We start from the raw sequence: 14,539 nt of genomic DNA, 5'->3' as shown, positions 1-14,539 counted from the left end.
ACGGGCCTCAAATCTCCGAGCCACTCGAACCGCCCCATGGATTCCCGCTTACGCGGGAATGAGCGGAGATTCGGGCAAAGGCCTTTGCGTTACCCGGTCCCCAGCGCGAGCTGACGTGCGCATAAAACCGGGGCCTACCTACGCCGCATGACGCCGCGGCATCTCTCCATCGAAGGCTGCCGTCAGCCGCCGCTTGATCCGTGCCTGCCGGCTGGCGTTGGAGACCTTATGGCCGATCAGGTCGGTCACATAGAACACGTCGACCACCCGTTCGCCGAAGGTTGCGACATGCGCGGAGGCGATGTTGAGATTGAGATCCGACAACGCGCGGGTGAGGTCGTAGAGCAGGCCCGGGCGGTCGAGCCCCGACACCTCCAACACCGTGTGCCGGTCCGACCAGCCGTTGTGGAGCAGCACTTCGGTCTCGATCCGGAACGGCTTGGGGCCGCTCTTTTTCTTGATGCGCTGTTCCACCTTGTCGGGAAGCTTCTCCCGGCCTGCGAGCGTGCGCGAGATCAGGTCGAGAATTCTGTCCGCGCGTCGACGTTCGTCTTCTGCGTCGGTGAATTCGCGGGTGATCGCAATGGTGTCGAGGGCGAAGCCGTCGCTGGTGGTGAAAATCTGCGCGTCGACGATGTTGGCGCCGGCGACGGAACAGGCGCCGAACATGACGGACAGCAGTCGGGGATGGTCGGGGGCGAACACCGTCAGCCGGGTCACGGCGCTCTCGCCGTCGATCACCACGTTGCTTGCGAACCGGGCGCCGTCGAGATCGGCCTGTCGAATCAGCGTCGCGTGGGCGACCTTTTCGACCAGATCGACCCTGAGCCAGTACGGAGCATAGTGGCGCTCCACATAGGCGTCGAGCGCCTCGGCCGGCCAATCGGACAGCGCCTCGCGCAAAGTGTGCTGGGCTGCAGCCACGCGCTGCTCGCGCGACAGGCGCGAGTGGCCGCCGGCCAGCCGGGGCTCGGTCTCGTCGTAAAGCACGCGCAGGAGCTGGGCTTTCCAGCCGTTCCACACGCCGGGGCCGACGGCGGCGATATCGGCCTCTGTGAGGACGGCGAGCAGCTTGAGCCGCTCCGGGCTCTGCACGATCGCGGCGAAGTCGGCGATCGTCTTGGGGTCTCCCAGGTCGCGCGATTGCGCGGTCGCGCTCATCACCAGGTGTTCTTCGATCAGCCAGGCGACGGTTTCGGTTTCCGATGGCGACAGGCCGAAGCGCGGGCAAAGCTTGCGCGCGATCTTGGCGCCGAGGATGGAATGATCCTCCGGCCGCCCCTTGGCCACGTCGTGCAGGAACAGCGCGATATAGAGGATGCGCCGGTTCTGGATCGAGGAGATCAGTTGCGTGGCCAGCGGATGCTGGCTTTGCAGCATGCCGCGTTCGATATCGGCCAGGATGCCGATGCAGCGGATCAGGTGCTCGTCGACCGTATAGTGATGATACATGTTGAACTGCATCATCGCGACTACGCGCCCGAATTCCGGCACGAACTTGCCGAGCACGCCCGCCTCGTTCATCCGGCGCAGTATCGTTTCAGGGTCCTTCTTGGAGGTCAGCGTTTCGATGAACAGCCGATTGGCCTCCACGTTCTCGCGAAGCGAGGCGTCGATCAGCTTGAGCGACCGGCGCACCAGCGTCATCGCGTCGGGATGGAAGGCCAGCTCATACTTGTCCGCGAGCTGAAAGATGCGGATCAGGTTGACCGGGTCGCGCTGGAAAACCTCGGAATCGGCGAGGTTGATGCGATCGTTGTCGACGATGAAGTCTTCATGGCCGCGAATGGCCCGTTGCTTGCCGCGCCGGATGGTCCTGAGGAACCGATTCAGCCGGGGCGTCTGTTTGACGTGTTCTTCCTCCAGCGCGGCGCAAAAGATTCGGGTCAGGTCGCCTACGTCCTTGGCCACTAGGAAGTAGTGCTTCATGAAGCGCTCGACGTCGCGCATGCCGGGATGGGAGGTGTATCCCAGCCGGACGGCGATCTCCCGCTGGACGTCGAAGGAGAGCCGCTCCTCGTGGCGTCCGGTCAGGAAATGGAGGTGGCAGCGCACCGCCCAAAGGAAGTCCTCGCACTTGCGGAACAGCCGGTAGTCGGCGCGCGAAAAGACGCCGACGCGGACCAGCTCCTCGCCGGTGCGCACGCGGTAGAAATATTTCGCGATCCAAAACAGCGTGTTGAGATCGCGCAGCCCGCCCTTGCCTTCTTTCACGTTGGGTTCGACGAGATAGCGCGAGCGTCCCTGGCGGCGGTGGCGTTCGTCGCGTTCGGCCAGTTTGGCGGAGATGAATTCCGCCGCGCTGCCGCGCACCACCGCGGTGTCGAACCGTTCCACCAGTTCGTCGGCCAGAGCCTCGTCGCCCCACAGGAAGCGGGATTCCAGAACGGCCGTGCGCACGGTCATGTCCGAGCGCGCCATGCGGATGCAATCGTCGATGGAACGGGTGGCGTGCCCGACGGTCAGGCCCAGGTCCCAGAGCAGGTAGAGCACCGCCTCCACCACGCTCTCCACCCAGCCGGTCTGCTTGTAGGGAAACAGGAACAGGAGATCGATGTCGGACCCGGGGGCAAGCGTTCCGCGGCCATATCCGCCGACGGCCGTGATGGAGATTCGCTCGGCGGAAGATGGGTTGTCGGCCGGGTAGGCGTAGGAGATGACGAGTTGCGCGATGATGCAGATCAGGTCGTCGTGGAGGTTGGCGATCCGCCGGGCGCAGAGAAGGCCGCCGCCGTCCTCCGCCAACAGCGCTTCGATCTCGCGCATGGCGGCTTCGCGCTCTTGCTTCAGGATCGCCAGAAGATCCGATCGGGCCCGGTCCCAGTTGCCGCCGTCGTCCCGTAGCCGCTCGATCAGGCGCTCGGTGAGGGCCTCGCGGTCCAGGATCGCGACGGGACCCTGGCGGACCCGCTTGGTGGTCGGTGTGTCGGCAAGCGTCACCAAGTTCGCTCCAGTGCGGGCCGTCCTCCCGCCTGCTCGTGCTTTTGCCCGTGACCATAACCGAGCGAAGCCTCGCTCGCGAGGGCCGCACCGGCAACCTCGGCAATCAGGGTGTTGAGGACCAGCGTCCCACGTTCGCTCGCGGCCAGGCGGCCGCCGTCTTTCCAGCCGAGGAAGCCCTCTTCGATCAAGGGCGCCAGCCGGGCGGGATCAAGGGTCCAGCCGCTCCGCCGGGTGAAGCGTTGAAGATCGAGCCCTTCGGCAAGCCTCAACCCCATCACCAGAAACTCTTCCGCGCTCTCTTCGTCGTTGAGGGTCGCGGTCTCCACCGCGCCCAGGCCGTCCTGTTCCACTGCCGCGAGCCAGGCTTCGGGACTGCGTTCGTTGGCGGTGGCGTGGCGGATGCCATCGATCGTGAGGCGGCCATGGGCTCCGGCGCCGACACCGACATAGTCGCCGCCGCGCCAATAGGTCAGGTTGTGGCGGCACTCCGCTCCGGGCCTGGCGTGGTTGGAGACTTCGTAGGCCGGCAGCCCGGCGGCGCGGCACTGGGCGCGGGTCGTCTCGAACAAATCGGCGGCGAGGTCGCCCTCCGGCACGCGGAGCTTGCCGGCCGACTGCAGGCGGAAGAACGGGGTCTCCGGCTCGATGGTGAGCTGGTAGAGCGAGAGATGGTCCGGCCGAAGCGCGAGCAGGCTGGCCAGTTCGGCTTCCCAATCGGTGACCGATTGGCCAGGCCGGGCATAGATCATATCGCAGGAGGTGCGCGCGAAGGTTGTCCGGGCGATTTCGATGGCGCGGCGTGCGGTGGCGGCGTCGTGCAGCCGGCCGAGAAAGCGCAGCGCATCGTCGTTGAAGGACTGGATGCCGAGCGAGACGCGATTCACGCCGGCGATCCGGTAGCCGGCGAAGCGAGCGGCCTCCACGCTCGACGGGTTCGCCTCCAGGGAGATCTCGCAATCCGCCGTCATCGGCCAGAGACGCGCGATCGCCGAGAGCACCGTCTCGACGGTGACCGGGTCCATTAGCGAGGGGGTCCCCCCACCGAAGAAGATGCTGGTGACGGTGCGTTCGCCGATATGGGACCGGCTGGTCTCAAGCTCGCGGACGAGCGCGGCGGCAAAGCGGGCCTGGTCGACGCCGCCATGGCGGACGTGGCTGTTGAAGTCGCAATAGGGGCATTTGGCCGCACAGAACGGCCAGTGCACGTAGATCGCCAGGCTGTCGTCATCGCCCGGCGCTGGGCCCGGCGCAGCCGCGCTCAGCCTGTCAGACAGGTCTCCGCGAGGGCCTTGAAGGCCCGCGCGCGGTGCGACAACGCCGTCGTCTCGCCCGGCCGCCATCCGTGCTTTTCCTCAGCTGACATTTCTCCGAAGGTCCGATCGAACCCTTCAGGAAGGAATATAGGGTCGTAGCCGAAGCCTTGCGTCCCCCGCGGCGGCCAAATCACCGTGCCGGCGATCTCGCCGGGGAAGATCTCGACGTGATCGTCGGGCCAGGCGAGCGCCAAAACGCAGACGAACTTCGCGCCGCGCGCCTCGGGCTTGGTGGCGCCCTTCGCGCGCAGCTCCTCCTCCACGTTGCGCATTGCGCGCGCAAAATCCTTGTCCGGGCCGGCCCAGCGGGCCGAATAGATCCCGGGTGCGCCGTCCAAAGCGTTGACCGACAAGCCGGAATCGTCGGCGAGCGCGGGCTTGCCCGACGCCTGCGCAGCTGCGCACGCTTTCAACTGCGCATTTTGCGCAAACGTCGTTCCCGTTTCCTCAGGTTCTGGCAGACCGAGATCGCCCGCCGACAGGATGGATATCGGGAAGCTCGCCAGGAGTTCGCGGATTTCCCGCACCTTGCCGGCGTTGTGGCTGGCGACGACGAGCTCCGGTTCGGTGAAGGGGCGAACGGCCATCGCGGTCAGCTCACCGCCAGCTTTTGCAGCTCCACGAGCTGGCCGATTCCGGTCTCTGCGAGATCGACAAGGGCGCCGAACTCGTCGCGGGTGAACGGGGTGCGTTCCGCCGTACCCTGGATCTCGATGATTCCGCCGGAGCCAGTCATGACGAAGTTGGCGTCGGTCTCGGCCTCCGAATCCTCCGCATAGTCCAGATCGAGCACTGGGGTTCCTCGGAAAATCCCGCAGGATACCGCCGCGACATGGTCGCGCAGAACGCCGTCGCGGACCATGCCGCGCGTCCGCATCCAGGCGATGCAGTCCGACAGCGCGACCCAGGCGCCGGTGATCGCCGCCGTGCGGGTGCCGCCGTCGGCCTGGATCACGTCGCAGTCGACGGTGATCTGGCGCTCGCCCAGCGCCTTGCGGTCGACCACGGCGCGCAGCGAGCGGCCGATCAGGCGCTGGATTTCCTGGGTGCGGCCAGAGGGCTTGCCGGCGTTGACCTCGCGTTGCATGCGCGTGTTGGTGGCGCGCGGCAGCATGCCGTATTCGCCGGTGACCCAGCCCTCGCCGGAGCCACGCAGCCAGCCCGGCACCCGCTCTTCCAGGCTGGCGGTGCACAAGACATGGGTCGAGCCGAACTTGACGGCGCACGAGCCCTCGGCATGGCGGGAGACGCCCCGCTCGAGCGACACGGATCTCAGTTCGTCGGGCGCTCGGTTGGAAGGGCGCATCTCTTAATTCTCCCCCGGATCACGGGCGGTGTCCGGCCAAAACGGCCCGAAGGCAGGCGCGTGATCGATTGACGTCAATTGGATGCGGCGGACCGGAGTGTTCCGCAAATCCGCATCCCGATCGCAAGCAAGGCCGTTCTCGTAACCCGCAATGGCAAAGCGCGTAAAGCGGCAGCCTCTGCGTAAGGGCCCGATCGGTCCTCCGCCTCTTGACGGGTGGCATCCAACCGTACGCACTTCCTATATTCGGATGAGACACTTTTCGTGCGCGCCGCCGTGCGTCGGCGGCCGCACCCGATGACGTGGAGTAGTCGTCCCTTGGCCTCGGATCGCCCGCTCGATTCGCCGCTTTCGCATCTCGTGGATCTCGACGCGCGCTCGCGCGAGATCTTCAAGGAGATCGTCGAGACCTATCTGGAGACCGGTGACCCAATCGGATCGCGCAACATCTCCCGACGTTTGACGACCGCCCTGTCGCCGGCGTCGGTGCGCAACGTGATGGCCGACCTGGAAACGCTGGGTCTGATCTATGCCCCGCATACCAGCGCCGGCCGTCTGCCGACCGAGCTCGGATTGCGCTTCTTCGTCGATGCGCTGTTGGAGATCGGCAATCTCTCCGACCAGGAACGCGCCGGAATCGATGCCCAGGTGCGCACCACGGCGCAGGATCGCGGCGTGGAGGCGTTGCTGAACGATGCCAGCCAGCTTCTGTCCGGCCTCTCGCGCGGCGCGGGCGTCGTGGTGGTCGGCAAGGCGGATCTGCGCGTGAAGCACGTTGAGTTCGTTCGCCTCGACTCCAAGACCGCGCTGGTGGTCCTGGTTGGCGAAAACGGCTCGGTGGAGAACCGCATCGTCGATCTCCCGCCCGGCCTGCCGCCGTCCGCTCTGGTGGAAGCCTCGAACTATCTGAACGCCCACATTCGTGGTCGCACCCTGGCGGAGGCGATCGCCGTTCTGCGTAAGGTCCGCGAGGAGCAGCAGGCGGAGCTCGACGAGCTCACCCGCCGGCTGGTGGAGACGGGGATCGCCTCCTGGGCCGGCAGCGCGGAGGAAACCGGCGGCACGCTGATCGTCCACGGCCGGGCGAACCTCCTGGAAGATTTGAGCGCGCAGGAGGATCTGGAGCGTATCCGCCGGCTGTTCGACGATCTGGAAAGCAAGAACGAGCTGCTCCAGCTTCTCAGCCTCACCGACGAGGGCGAGGGCGTGCGGATCTTCATCGGCTCGGAGAACAAGCTGTTTTCGCTGTCCGGATCGTCGCTGGTGGTGTCGCCCTATCGCGACGAAACCAACCGTGTCGTCGGCGTGCTCGGCGTCATCGGCCCGACCCGTCTGAACTATGGCCGCGTCATTCCGATGGTGGACTATACCGCCCGTCTCGTCGGCAAGCTGGTGCGGTAGAGCGCCTTTTGCGAGGAATGGACACTCGTGGTGGGCCTTGAACCGTGACAAATCAGCGGCTGAAACCGGTCTTAAGCCGTTCCCGTCCTCTTTTGATCGCGATCAAAAATGCGGCATCACGGCGACAGTTTGCCGAAAAAAGGGCGCCTATGCGACGTCCGGACGTGCGTTCCGATCGATTCCCGGTTTATAAGGTCGAGTTGAGAGTGACCGCGTTCGTTCCGGGGCCTGGGGTGCCTGCGGAAGCTGTCTGCAGGGAGACAAGGATATGACGAGGAGCTTTGCGGCCGCTGGATTGGCGCTGATCCTGATGGCTCCGGTCGCGCCTGCGATCGCCCAATCCGACGTAACCGCCACCGGACCCGCCCAGATCACCGTGACGCCGCGCGGCTACAACTACCCCGGCCCCTACGGTCCGAATCTGCCCGGCGTCTATATGCTGACCAACTCCGGCCTGCCGATCGGGCCGGACATCGACAGCGGCAAGCTGAAAACGCCGAATCTGGAGCTTCCGGTGAACGCGGGCAGCTACGATCAGCCGACCGGGCCGATTTCCGGTTGGAACGGCACCTACGGCGGTGGCATCCCGTTCTGAGGCGTCGATGACGTCGAGGCGAACGGGCCGGACGTCATAGCAGACGGCCCTGTCGGGTTTTCGTGCGGGCCGGGGGGACATCAGCACGATGTTTTCCTTCGCCCGCGCGCGTTCGACGAATGGGCGCTTGGCTTGCGTCCGCAAAGCCTCTTGCCAGTCGGGTCCAACCACGGCATGGGAAGGCGCCGCATTTGACGCGGCTCGGGTCGCGATGGCGGCCGATTGACTTTTCTTCAGGTCTTGAGGTGACGATATGGCTCTGCTCGCCGATTCCCTTGCCCGCGTGAAGCCCTCGGCCACGATCGCGGTGACTAACAAGGCGGCCGAGCTCAAGCGCGCCGGCCGCGACGTGATCGGACTGGGCGCCGGTGAGCCGGACTTCGACACGCCCGACTTCGTGAAGGAAGCCGCGATCGCCGCGATCCGCGAAGGCAAGACCAAATATACCGCAGTCGACGGCATTCCGGAGCTGAAGGAAGCCATCGTCGAGAAGTTCCGACGCGAGAACGAGCTCGACTACAAGACCTCGCAGATTTCGGTCGGTACTGGTGGCAAGCAGGTGCTCTACAACGCGCTGATGGCGACCCTCAATCCGGGCGACGAAGTCGTCATTCCGGCGCCGTATTGGGTCAGCTATCCGGACATGGTGCTGCTTGGCGGCGGCTCGCCGGTGGCTGTCGAGACCAGCGAGGCGACGGCCTACAAGATGACGCCGGAGGCCCTGGACGCGGCAATCACGCCGAAGACCAAATGGGTCCTCCTGAACTCTCCGTCGAACCCGTCCGGCGCCGCCTATACTCGTGACGAGCTGGCAGCCCTCGGCGCCGTTCTGGTCAAGCATCCGCATGTCTGGGTGATGACCGACGACATGTACGAGCATCTCGTCTACGACGATTTCGCGTTCACCACGATCGCCCAGGTCTGTCCGGAACTGTTTGAGCGCACGCTCACCGTGAACGGCGTTTCCAAGGCCTATGCCATGACTGGGTGGCGGATCGGTTTTGCCGGCGGCCCGGACTTCCTGATCAAGGCGATGGCCAAGATCCAGTCCCAGTCGACGTCGAACCCGTGCTCCATCTCGCAATGGGCGGCCGTTGCCGCGCTGAACGGGCCGCAGGGCTTCATCGCGGAGAACAACATCGTCTTCAAGCAGCGCCGCGACCTGGTGGTCTCGATGCTGAACCAGGCGAATGGGATCTCCTGCCCGACCCCGGAGGGGGCGTTCTACGTGTTTCCGTCCTGCGCCGGGCTGATCGGACGCTCGGCGCCCTCCGGCAAGGTTTTGGAGACCGACGAGGACGTTGTGACGGAACTTTTGGAGCAGGAAGGCGTTGCCGTCGTCCAAGGCAGTGCGTTCGGGACGGGGCCCAATTTCCGGATTTCCTATGCCACTTCGACGAAAGCGTTGGAAACCGCGTGCGAGCGCATCCAGCGCTTCTGCGGGAGCTTGCGCTGAGATTTCGCCGTAATGCAGTTGCGTCAAAGCAATTGCAGGCGAAGTCGGAGAGGGCATGCTGCCGTCTCGTAGCGAGCGTTCTTCGTCGAGGGCAGGCCGGACGTTCGTCGAGCGCGTTTCCAGGCTAAGTGGAAACCGGTTGGCCGTCCGGAAACGTGTTAAAATAAATAGTTAGTACCGTTCTGCGTTTCTGTGAAAGGCTGAACGGATCTAAAAGGCAACCGTGCCCAGAATTGGAGATACCGATGATCAAGACCGCGCTTACGGCTCTTGCGCTGACGTTTGCCGCCGCGTCGCTGACCCCCGCCGCCGCGCAGGACCGCGTGCGGGTCGGCGTGCTGGAGTGCTCCGCCGCGGGCGGTTCGAACTTCGTGTTCAAGTCGACGAAGAATCTGAAGTGCGTGTTTTCGCCTGCGGGCGGGGGCACCAAGACCTCCTATACCGGCGTGATCAATCGCTACGGTATCGACCTCGGGAAGACCCAGGATACCCAGATCGTTTGGGGTGTGCTGGCAGCCGCCGACAAGTTCGATCCGCATGCGCTTGCCGGCAAATATGTCGGCGCCACCGCCGAGGCGACGGCGGGTGTGGGCCTTGGCGCCAATGCGCTGGTCGGTGGGTCGAACAAGTCGATCGCGCTCAATCCGCTTTCGCTACAGGCCCAGACCGGCATCAACGTGGCCGCCGGTGTCGCCGAGCTGACGCTCGCCGCTGCGAAATAAGCCATCAGGATATAATGCGGCGTCGTTCAGACCCGAGAGCATTTCCAAACGGCGAACAGCTTCGCCGTTCGGGAACGCATCAGAACGATGAATAGGCCGTCCACCTGCGCTTCGGCAAAAAGTGGAGCGGCATTCAGTCGGTCTGAACGAGGTTGAAAAATCGAGAGCTTTTCCGCAGGTCAGACGCCCGCGGAAAAGCTCTTTTTCGTCGCGGATTCCGGAGGGACGGCCGCGCTTCGATATTTGCTGGAATTTGCTTATCGCACCAGCACGTTGCGGAACTGCCAGGGATCGCTCTCGTCGATATCTTCCGGGAAAAAGCCCGGGCGATCGGTGAGCGGCGTCCAGTCGGTGTAGTGACCTTCGACCGGCCCGAGATAGGGACGCTGCACGTCGAGGCAGCGTCGGAAATCCATCTCGTCGGTTTCCACGATGCCCGCTTCCGGATTCTCCAGCGCCCAAACCATGCCGGCAAGTACGGCGGAAGTGACCTGCAGGCCGGTCGCGTTCTGGTAGGGCGCAAGATCGCGGGTCTCTTCGATCGAAAGGCGCGAGCCGTACCAATAGGCGTTTTTGGTGTGGCCGTAGAGCAGCACGCCGAGCTCGTCGATGCCGTCGACGATCTCGTTCTCGTCGAGAATGTGATGCTCCGGCTGCGCCTTGCCAGCCTGGCCGAACATCTCAAACAGCGACAGCACCGCATCGTTCGCCGGATGGTAGGAGTAATGCACCGTCGGGCGGTACTCCGGATCGAGGCCGGCGCCGACCGTGAAGAAATCGGCGATCGAGACGCTTTCGTTGTGCGTCACCAGGAAGCCGTACTGGGCACCGGGCGTCGGGCACCAGGTGCGCACGCGGGTGTTGGCGCCGGGCTGCATCAGAAAGCGCGACGACTGACAGCCCGATTTCTGGCTCACCATGTTGTCCGGCTGCCATTTTTCGTGGCTGCCCCAGCCGAGTTCGGCCGGCTGCAAGCCCTCGGCGATGAAGCCTTCCACCGACCAGGTGTTCCAGAACACGTTGAGGGGCTTCGGGTGCTTGGCGCGCTGGGTGTCGCGCTCGGCGATGTGGACGCCCTTCACGCCGAGATCGCGCATCAGCGTGGCCCAGCCGGTGCGGTCGTCGACGTTGGGCTCGGTGAAGGAATGGCCGGTCGCTTCGGCGATGTCGAGGAGCGCCTGCTTGACGAACCAGTTGACCATGCCCGGATTGGCGCCGCAGCACGACACCGCCGTGGTGCCGCCGGGATTGGCGGCCTTCTCGTCGCGGACGGTCTGGCGCAGGGCGTGGTTGGTTCGGTTCGCCGCATCGGCCGACTTGTCGAAGTAGAAGCCGGCCCACGGCTCCACCACGGTGTCGATATAGAGCACGCCGAGCTCGCGGCAGAGCTTCATGATGTCGAGCGAGGAGGTGTCGACGGAGAGGTTGACGCAGAAGCCCTGGCCGCCGCCGTTGGTCAGCAGCGGGGTCAGCACGTCCCGGTAGTTCTCAGGGGTCAGCGCGAGCTGCTCGAAGCGGATGCCGCGCTCGTCCAGCAGCTTGCGGTCGGTGTCGACGGGGTCAATCACGACCATGCGGGCGCGGTCGAACTCGAAGTGGCGTTCGATCAGAGGCAGCGTGCCGCGACCGATCGAGCCGAAGCCGATCATTACAATGGGGCCGGTGATGGTGCCGTGGGTCGGCCAGTCGGTCATGACGGGTTTCCTTCGAAGTCAGGCGGCAAGCGTGGAGAAAGCGCGAGGGCGGGACAGTGTCGCCGTTGCCGTTGTGGCGGATATGGAAGCCGGTTGGAAGCCCCGGCGGGAAATGACGTCCAGAGCATTTCCCGTTCAGATCGAACCGATCTGAACGAAAAGGAATTGCTCAAATTATTGAATCTGAAGTTATTTTCGTCGATCGGATGCCTCCGCCAGATCGGAACAGGCTCTAGCTTCCAGACCTCCCGATCTTGTAGATCGGGTCGTCCGGCCACGGCGCGCCAATCGGGGTCCGCAGGCCGAAGCGATCGGCCTCGGGCGCGTCGGGCGTGGGCTGTTGGTCCACCCAGTCGTAGACTACGATTCGATGAGCGACCCGCCATTCGCCGCCGCGTCGCTCGAACCGGTCGCAGTAACGCCCGCTAAGCATCACCTGGCGTTCGACCCCGTCCAGGCCGGTATTGCGCTGAAGGGCGAGGAAGTAGCTTTCCACCACGGCATGCTCGGCGTCCTGAAAGTCGATCAGGATGTTTGTGATGTGATGGATGTTGCGCGGGCCGGCCGCCCATGCCTTGTGCACCCGCTCAAAGAAATCTGAGACCGGCCCCGACGTTGCGCCATGGCTGTCATAGGCATCAGGCCAATAGCTCGATCGCAGCGCGTCGTCGTCGGCGCGGTCGATCCCTCGCGCGTACCGATAGAGGCAGTCCCGAATCGCTTCCCGAGCCGCAAATTGAACGAGCTTTGCTTGGTCCATAGTACACGATACTTCTTCTGCTGTGTGTCTGGCCGGGCCTTGACTGCATCTTGAATCTATCGGTTCGCTTCCGGCCAACTCGGCCACCGTTTGCTCGCCCTTCAGTGCTTCCAGCGCCACCTTCGCCTCGAATGCGGCCGCGTGCCGCTTCCTCTTTGTCATCTCGTTCGTCTCCTTCCCGAGGAACCAGGATGACCTCAGATCGTAGCTTCCGTCAGTATCCGATTAGCGGGGAGCGCCTCAGCCCGCCCGAGGCGCCGTGCGATCTCGCGCACGCCGTGACCCTTTGCGCGCAGCAACGCGATCTCCTCACGCTCAGCTAAGGACAAGTACCGCCCCGACGGCGGTCTCGCCGACGAAGCGAAATGCGATGGTGGCATGCTGCCGGCCTCCCGAAACCACCTGGCTCCCACCGGAACGGATATGCCCGCATCGGTGGCGGCGTCCACGCTCGAACATCCACCTGCGATCGCCGACCAGAACGCCTGCCGATGCTCCCGCCGCGCAACCGGTGGCCGCTCGGCGAGCGAAGAGCCTTCCGTGTCGATCGCTCCGAGCGCCGCCTTCCTGCCATTGCAACCTCCTTCAGCAGAGCGTTGCAACGACCGTTTGAGACCAAGCAATATGTCAGCATCCGCTACACTGAACGCCTCGCCGAAGCCAGTATCGAACCCTCGGTCGGCAGCGTCGGCGACAGCTACGACAACGCTCTCGCCGAGACGATCAACGGTCTCTACAAGACCGCGGGCATTCATCGACGTGGGCCGTGGCGCTCCTTCGAAGCCGTCAAGTTTGCGACGCTGACCTGGGTCGATTGGTTCAACAATCGCAGGCTGCTGGAGCCCATCGGGAATATCCCGCAGGCCCAAGCCGAGGAACGCTACTGCGCGATGCTCGGTGAACAAGCCATGGCAGCGTGACTTAAACTAAACGGCCTCCGGTAAGACCGGGGCGGTTCAGTGCGCCGAATTCGAAGCTCGAGCTTGGGGCGCAGACGGAGCCGCCTGTCGGCTGCCGCGTTTGATACTTCCGGTCCGTAACCGATCCTCTCCTACACGACCAAGGCCCGTATACCGGTTATGACCCTGTCGGGAGCCCCCGAGATCAGCCAGATCGGAGCGGACACCGGCCACGTCAATCGCTTCGTTTCGACGGAGGGGGCGTTCGGCGAGGGTAATGCCTTGCTTGCCCGCTGCTGCTCCCTGCCTTCTCGGCGGCCGTGCTGGGTGGCCTCGGTAGCCCGTATGGCGCCATCGCCGCCGGCCTGCTGCTCGGCGTTTCGCAGAATCTCGCGACCCTGGTCATCAGCGACACCTACAAGGTGAGCTTCGCGTTCCTGGTCCTGATCGGCGCGCTCTTGCTGAAACCCAGCGGCCTCTCGGGCAAGGGGGCCGTCGCCCGATGACCGCGTACATTATCGCCATGGCGACCCAGGTGGGGCTCTACGCCCTCCTGGCGCTCGGTCTCAATCTCCAATGGGGCTACACAGGTCTCCTGAACTTTGGCGTAGTCGGTTTCTTCGCCCTCGGCGCCTACACCTATGCGCTGGTCTCCGGTCCGCTCGGCCTGCCGCCGGCCATAGGATTCCTCGCTGCCATAGCAGCCGGGGCTATCGCGGCGCTGCCGCTCGGCCTGGCGAGCATTCGACTGCGGGTGGGATTTTATCTTGCGATCGTCACGCTCGGCTTCGGCGAGGTCGTGCGCTCAATCATCGTCAACGAGCGGTGGCTCACCAACGGAACGCGGGGGCTGCCGGTCGCCGACTTCTTTCCGGGCCTGTCTGTGTCAGCGAGCGCCAGTGTCATGCTCGCCCTGGTGCTGACGGCGCTGGCGGTGGTCTTCGTGCTGCTGGAACGGCTCGGCCGCTCGCCGTACGGCCGCACCATCGAAGCCATCCGCGAGAACGAGGATGCCGCGCGCAGCCTCGGCAAACCGGTCGCCGGCTTCAAGGTGGAGGTGTTCATGCTGGGCGCGGCGATCGCGGCGGCGGTGGCGGCCTTCAATGCCGTATATGTCGGCTATCTCGTGCCGGACCAGTTCCTGCCGATCCTCACCTTCTACGTCTGGATGGCCGTGATTGTCGGCGGCAGAGGCTCCAACCGTGGCGTCGTGCTCACCCTCGCCCGAGCGAATGGCGCGAACGCCCATTCGCCTTCGACCGCGAGTCCAACCCTCTTGAAACGGAGTGGACCATGACCCCTCTGACCACCGACGAGGCTCGGTATGTCCCGGTACCGAGCGCGGACTTCAAGCTCGGTATGCGACGTCTAGCTGTGGAGTCTCAACAGGTTGTCTCGGGATAGGGCGAGGCGACTGATGGGTGTTTGGTCATCGATCCCACTGTGGGGT

At 64.6% G+C, this 14,539-nt stretch carries 12 protein-coding genes and 2 pseudogenes; 7 read left to right on the top strand and 7 right to left on the bottom strand.

The genetic code is table 11. The features are described from left to right. Positions 1–138: 138 nt before the first annotated feature. From HNS03_RS21750 to rph, 4 genes are read right to left on the bottom strand one after another with little or no spacing between them, the layout of a single operon-like run. Positions 139–2,940: a [protein-PII] uridylyltransferase gene (locus tag HNS03_RS21750; protein WP_367198158.1), complete on the bottom strand. Its 2,802-nt coding sequence runs from the start codon at positions 2,938–2,940 to the stop codon at positions 139–141. Beyond that, the gene (hemW, locus tag HNS03_RS21745) at positions 2,937–4,283 is read right to left on the bottom strand and encodes a radical SAM family heme chaperone HemW (protein ID WP_367198157.1); all 1,347 of its coding nucleotides are present in this window, start codon (positions 4,281–4,283) and stop codon (positions 2,937–2,939) included. The genes HNS03_RS21750 and hemW overlap by 4 nt, the downstream gene beginning before the upstream one ends. Continuing rightward, on the bottom strand, positions 4,202–4,843 hold the full coding sequence (rdgB, locus tag HNS03_RS21740) for an RdgB/HAM1 family non-canonical purine NTP pyrophosphatase (RefSeq protein WP_367198156.1): 642 nt from the start codon (positions 4,841–4,843) through the stop codon (positions 4,202–4,204). Before rdgB ends, hemW begins: the two co-directional genes overlap by 82 nt. A 5-nt stretch (positions 4,844–4,848) precedes the next feature. Next, entirely contained in the window at positions 4,849–5,562 is a 714-nt protein-coding gene (gene rph / locus HNS03_RS21735) for a ribonuclease PH (RefSeq protein ID WP_367198155.1), read from the bottom strand. Between the two features lie 297 nt (positions 5,563–5,859). On the opposite strand from rph, the gene hrcA reads away from it, so the two are divergent. From hrcA to HNS03_RS21715, 4 genes are all read left to right on the top strand, one after another. After that, on the top strand, positions 5,860–6,963 hold the full coding sequence (gene hrcA / locus HNS03_RS21730) for a heat-inducible transcriptional repressor HrcA (RefSeq protein ID WP_367198154.1): 1,104 nt from the start codon (positions 5,860–5,862) through the stop codon (positions 6,961–6,963). Between the two features lie 268 nt (positions 6,964–7,231). Next, entirely contained in the window at positions 7,232–7,558 is a 327-nt protein-coding gene (locus tag HNS03_RS21725; protein WP_367198153.1) for a hypothetical protein, read from the top strand. A 253-nt stretch (positions 7,559–7,811) separates the two neighbouring features. Further along, positions 7,812–9,014, top strand: coding sequence for a pyridoxal phosphate-dependent aminotransferase (locus HNS03_RS21720; protein ID WP_367198152.1), 1,203 nt, complete (start codon positions 7,812–7,814; stop codon positions 9,012–9,014). A 245-nt stretch (positions 9,015–9,259) separates the two neighbouring features. Beyond that, a complete protein-coding gene (locus tag HNS03_RS21715; protein WP_367198151.1) occupies positions 9,260–9,736 on the top strand; it encodes a DUF992 domain-containing protein in 477 nt (158 codons plus the stop codon). A gap of 257 nt (positions 9,737–9,993) precedes the next feature. Here HNS03_RS21715 and HNS03_RS21710 read toward each other — a convergent pair whose 3' ends face one another. The 3 genes and pseudogenes from HNS03_RS21710 to HNS03_RS21700 all read right to left on the bottom strand — a co-directional run. Then, positions 9,994–11,430 (bottom strand): homospermidine synthase, encoded by a 1,437-nt coding sequence (locus tag HNS03_RS21710; RefSeq protein ID WP_367198150.1) that lies wholly within the window; start codon positions 11,428–11,430, stop codon positions 9,994–9,996. A 232-nt stretch (positions 11,431–11,662) separates the two neighbouring features. Then, positions 11,663–12,352 carry a nuclear transport factor 2 family protein gene (locus HNS03_RS21705; protein ID WP_367198149.1) on the bottom strand — a complete coding sequence of 230 codons (690 nt, stop codon included), beginning with the start codon at positions 12,350–12,352 and terminating at the stop codon, positions 11,663–11,665. An 83-nt stretch (positions 12,353–12,435) separates the two neighbouring features. Beyond that, positions 12,436–12,764 (bottom strand): annotated as a pseudogene (locus HNS03_RS21700) (helix-turn-helix domain-containing protein); the annotation flags it as partial. Between the two features lie 46 nt (positions 12,765–12,810). Here HNS03_RS21700 and HNS03_RS21695 point away from each other — a divergent pair. The 3 genes and pseudogenes from HNS03_RS21695 to HNS03_RS21685 all read left to right on the top strand — a co-directional run. After that, positions 12,811–13,110: pseudogene (locus HNS03_RS21695) on the top strand (integrase core domain-containing protein); the annotation flags it as partial. Between the two features lie 272 nt (positions 13,111–13,382). Then, positions 13,383–13,595, top strand: a complete 213-nt coding sequence (locus tag HNS03_RS21690) for a hypothetical protein (RefSeq protein WP_367198207.1) — start codon at positions 13,383–13,385, stop codon at positions 13,593–13,595. Further along, positions 13,592–14,386: a branched-chain amino acid ABC transporter permease gene (locus tag HNS03_RS21685; protein ID WP_367198148.1), complete on the top strand. Its 795-nt coding sequence runs from the start codon at positions 13,592–13,594 to the stop codon at positions 14,384–14,386. The genes HNS03_RS21690 and HNS03_RS21685 overlap by 4 nt, the downstream gene beginning before the upstream one ends. Positions 14,387–14,539 lie beyond the last annotated feature (153 nt).

The organism is Amorphus sp. 3PC139-8, assembly GCF_040750475.1.
Taxonomy (GTDB): domain Bacteria; phylum Pseudomonadota; class Alphaproteobacteria; order Rhizobiales; family Amorphaceae; genus Amorphus.
The sequence above is the reverse complement of the archived record's forward strand: the minus strand, read 5'-3'. Positions and strand labels throughout refer to the sequence as shown.

Coding starts and splice junctions, on each gene's coding strand:
- HNS03_RS21715 (WP_367198151.1), top strand. CDS start 9,260: ATGATCAAGACCGCGCTTACGGCTCTTGCGCTGACGTTTGCCGCCGCG.
- HNS03_RS21725 (WP_367198153.1), top strand. CDS start 7,232: ATGACGAGGAGCTTTGCGGCCGCTGGATTGGCGCTGATCCTGATGGCT.
- HNS03_RS21710 (WP_367198150.1), bottom strand. CDS start 11,430: ATGACCGACTGGCCGACCCACGGCACCATCACCGGCCCCATTGTAATG.
- HNS03_RS21720 (WP_367198152.1), top strand. CDS start 7,812: ATGGCTCTGCTCGCCGATTCCCTTGCCCGCGTGAAGCCCTCGGCCACG.
- HNS03_RS21685 (WP_367198148.1), top strand. CDS start 13,592: ATGACCGCGTACATTATCGCCATGGCGACCCAGGTGGGGCTCTACGCC.
- hrcA (WP_367198154.1), top strand. CDS start 5,860: ATGACGTGGAGTAGTCGTCCCTTGGCCTCGGATCGCCCGCTCGATTCG.
- rph (WP_367198155.1), bottom strand. CDS start 5,562: ATGCGCCCTTCCAACCGAGCGCCCGACGAACTGAGATCCGTGTCGCTC.
- HNS03_RS21705 (WP_367198149.1), bottom strand. CDS start 12,352: ATGACAAAGAGGAAGCGGCACGCGGCCGCATTCGAGGCGAAGGTGGCG.
- hemW (WP_367198157.1), bottom strand. CDS start 4,283: ATGGCGGCCGGGCGAGACGACGGCGTTGTCGCACCGCGCGCGGGCCTT.
- rdgB (WP_367198156.1), bottom strand. CDS start 4,843: ATGGCCGTTCGCCCCTTCACCGAACCGGAGCTCGTCGTCGCCAGCCAC.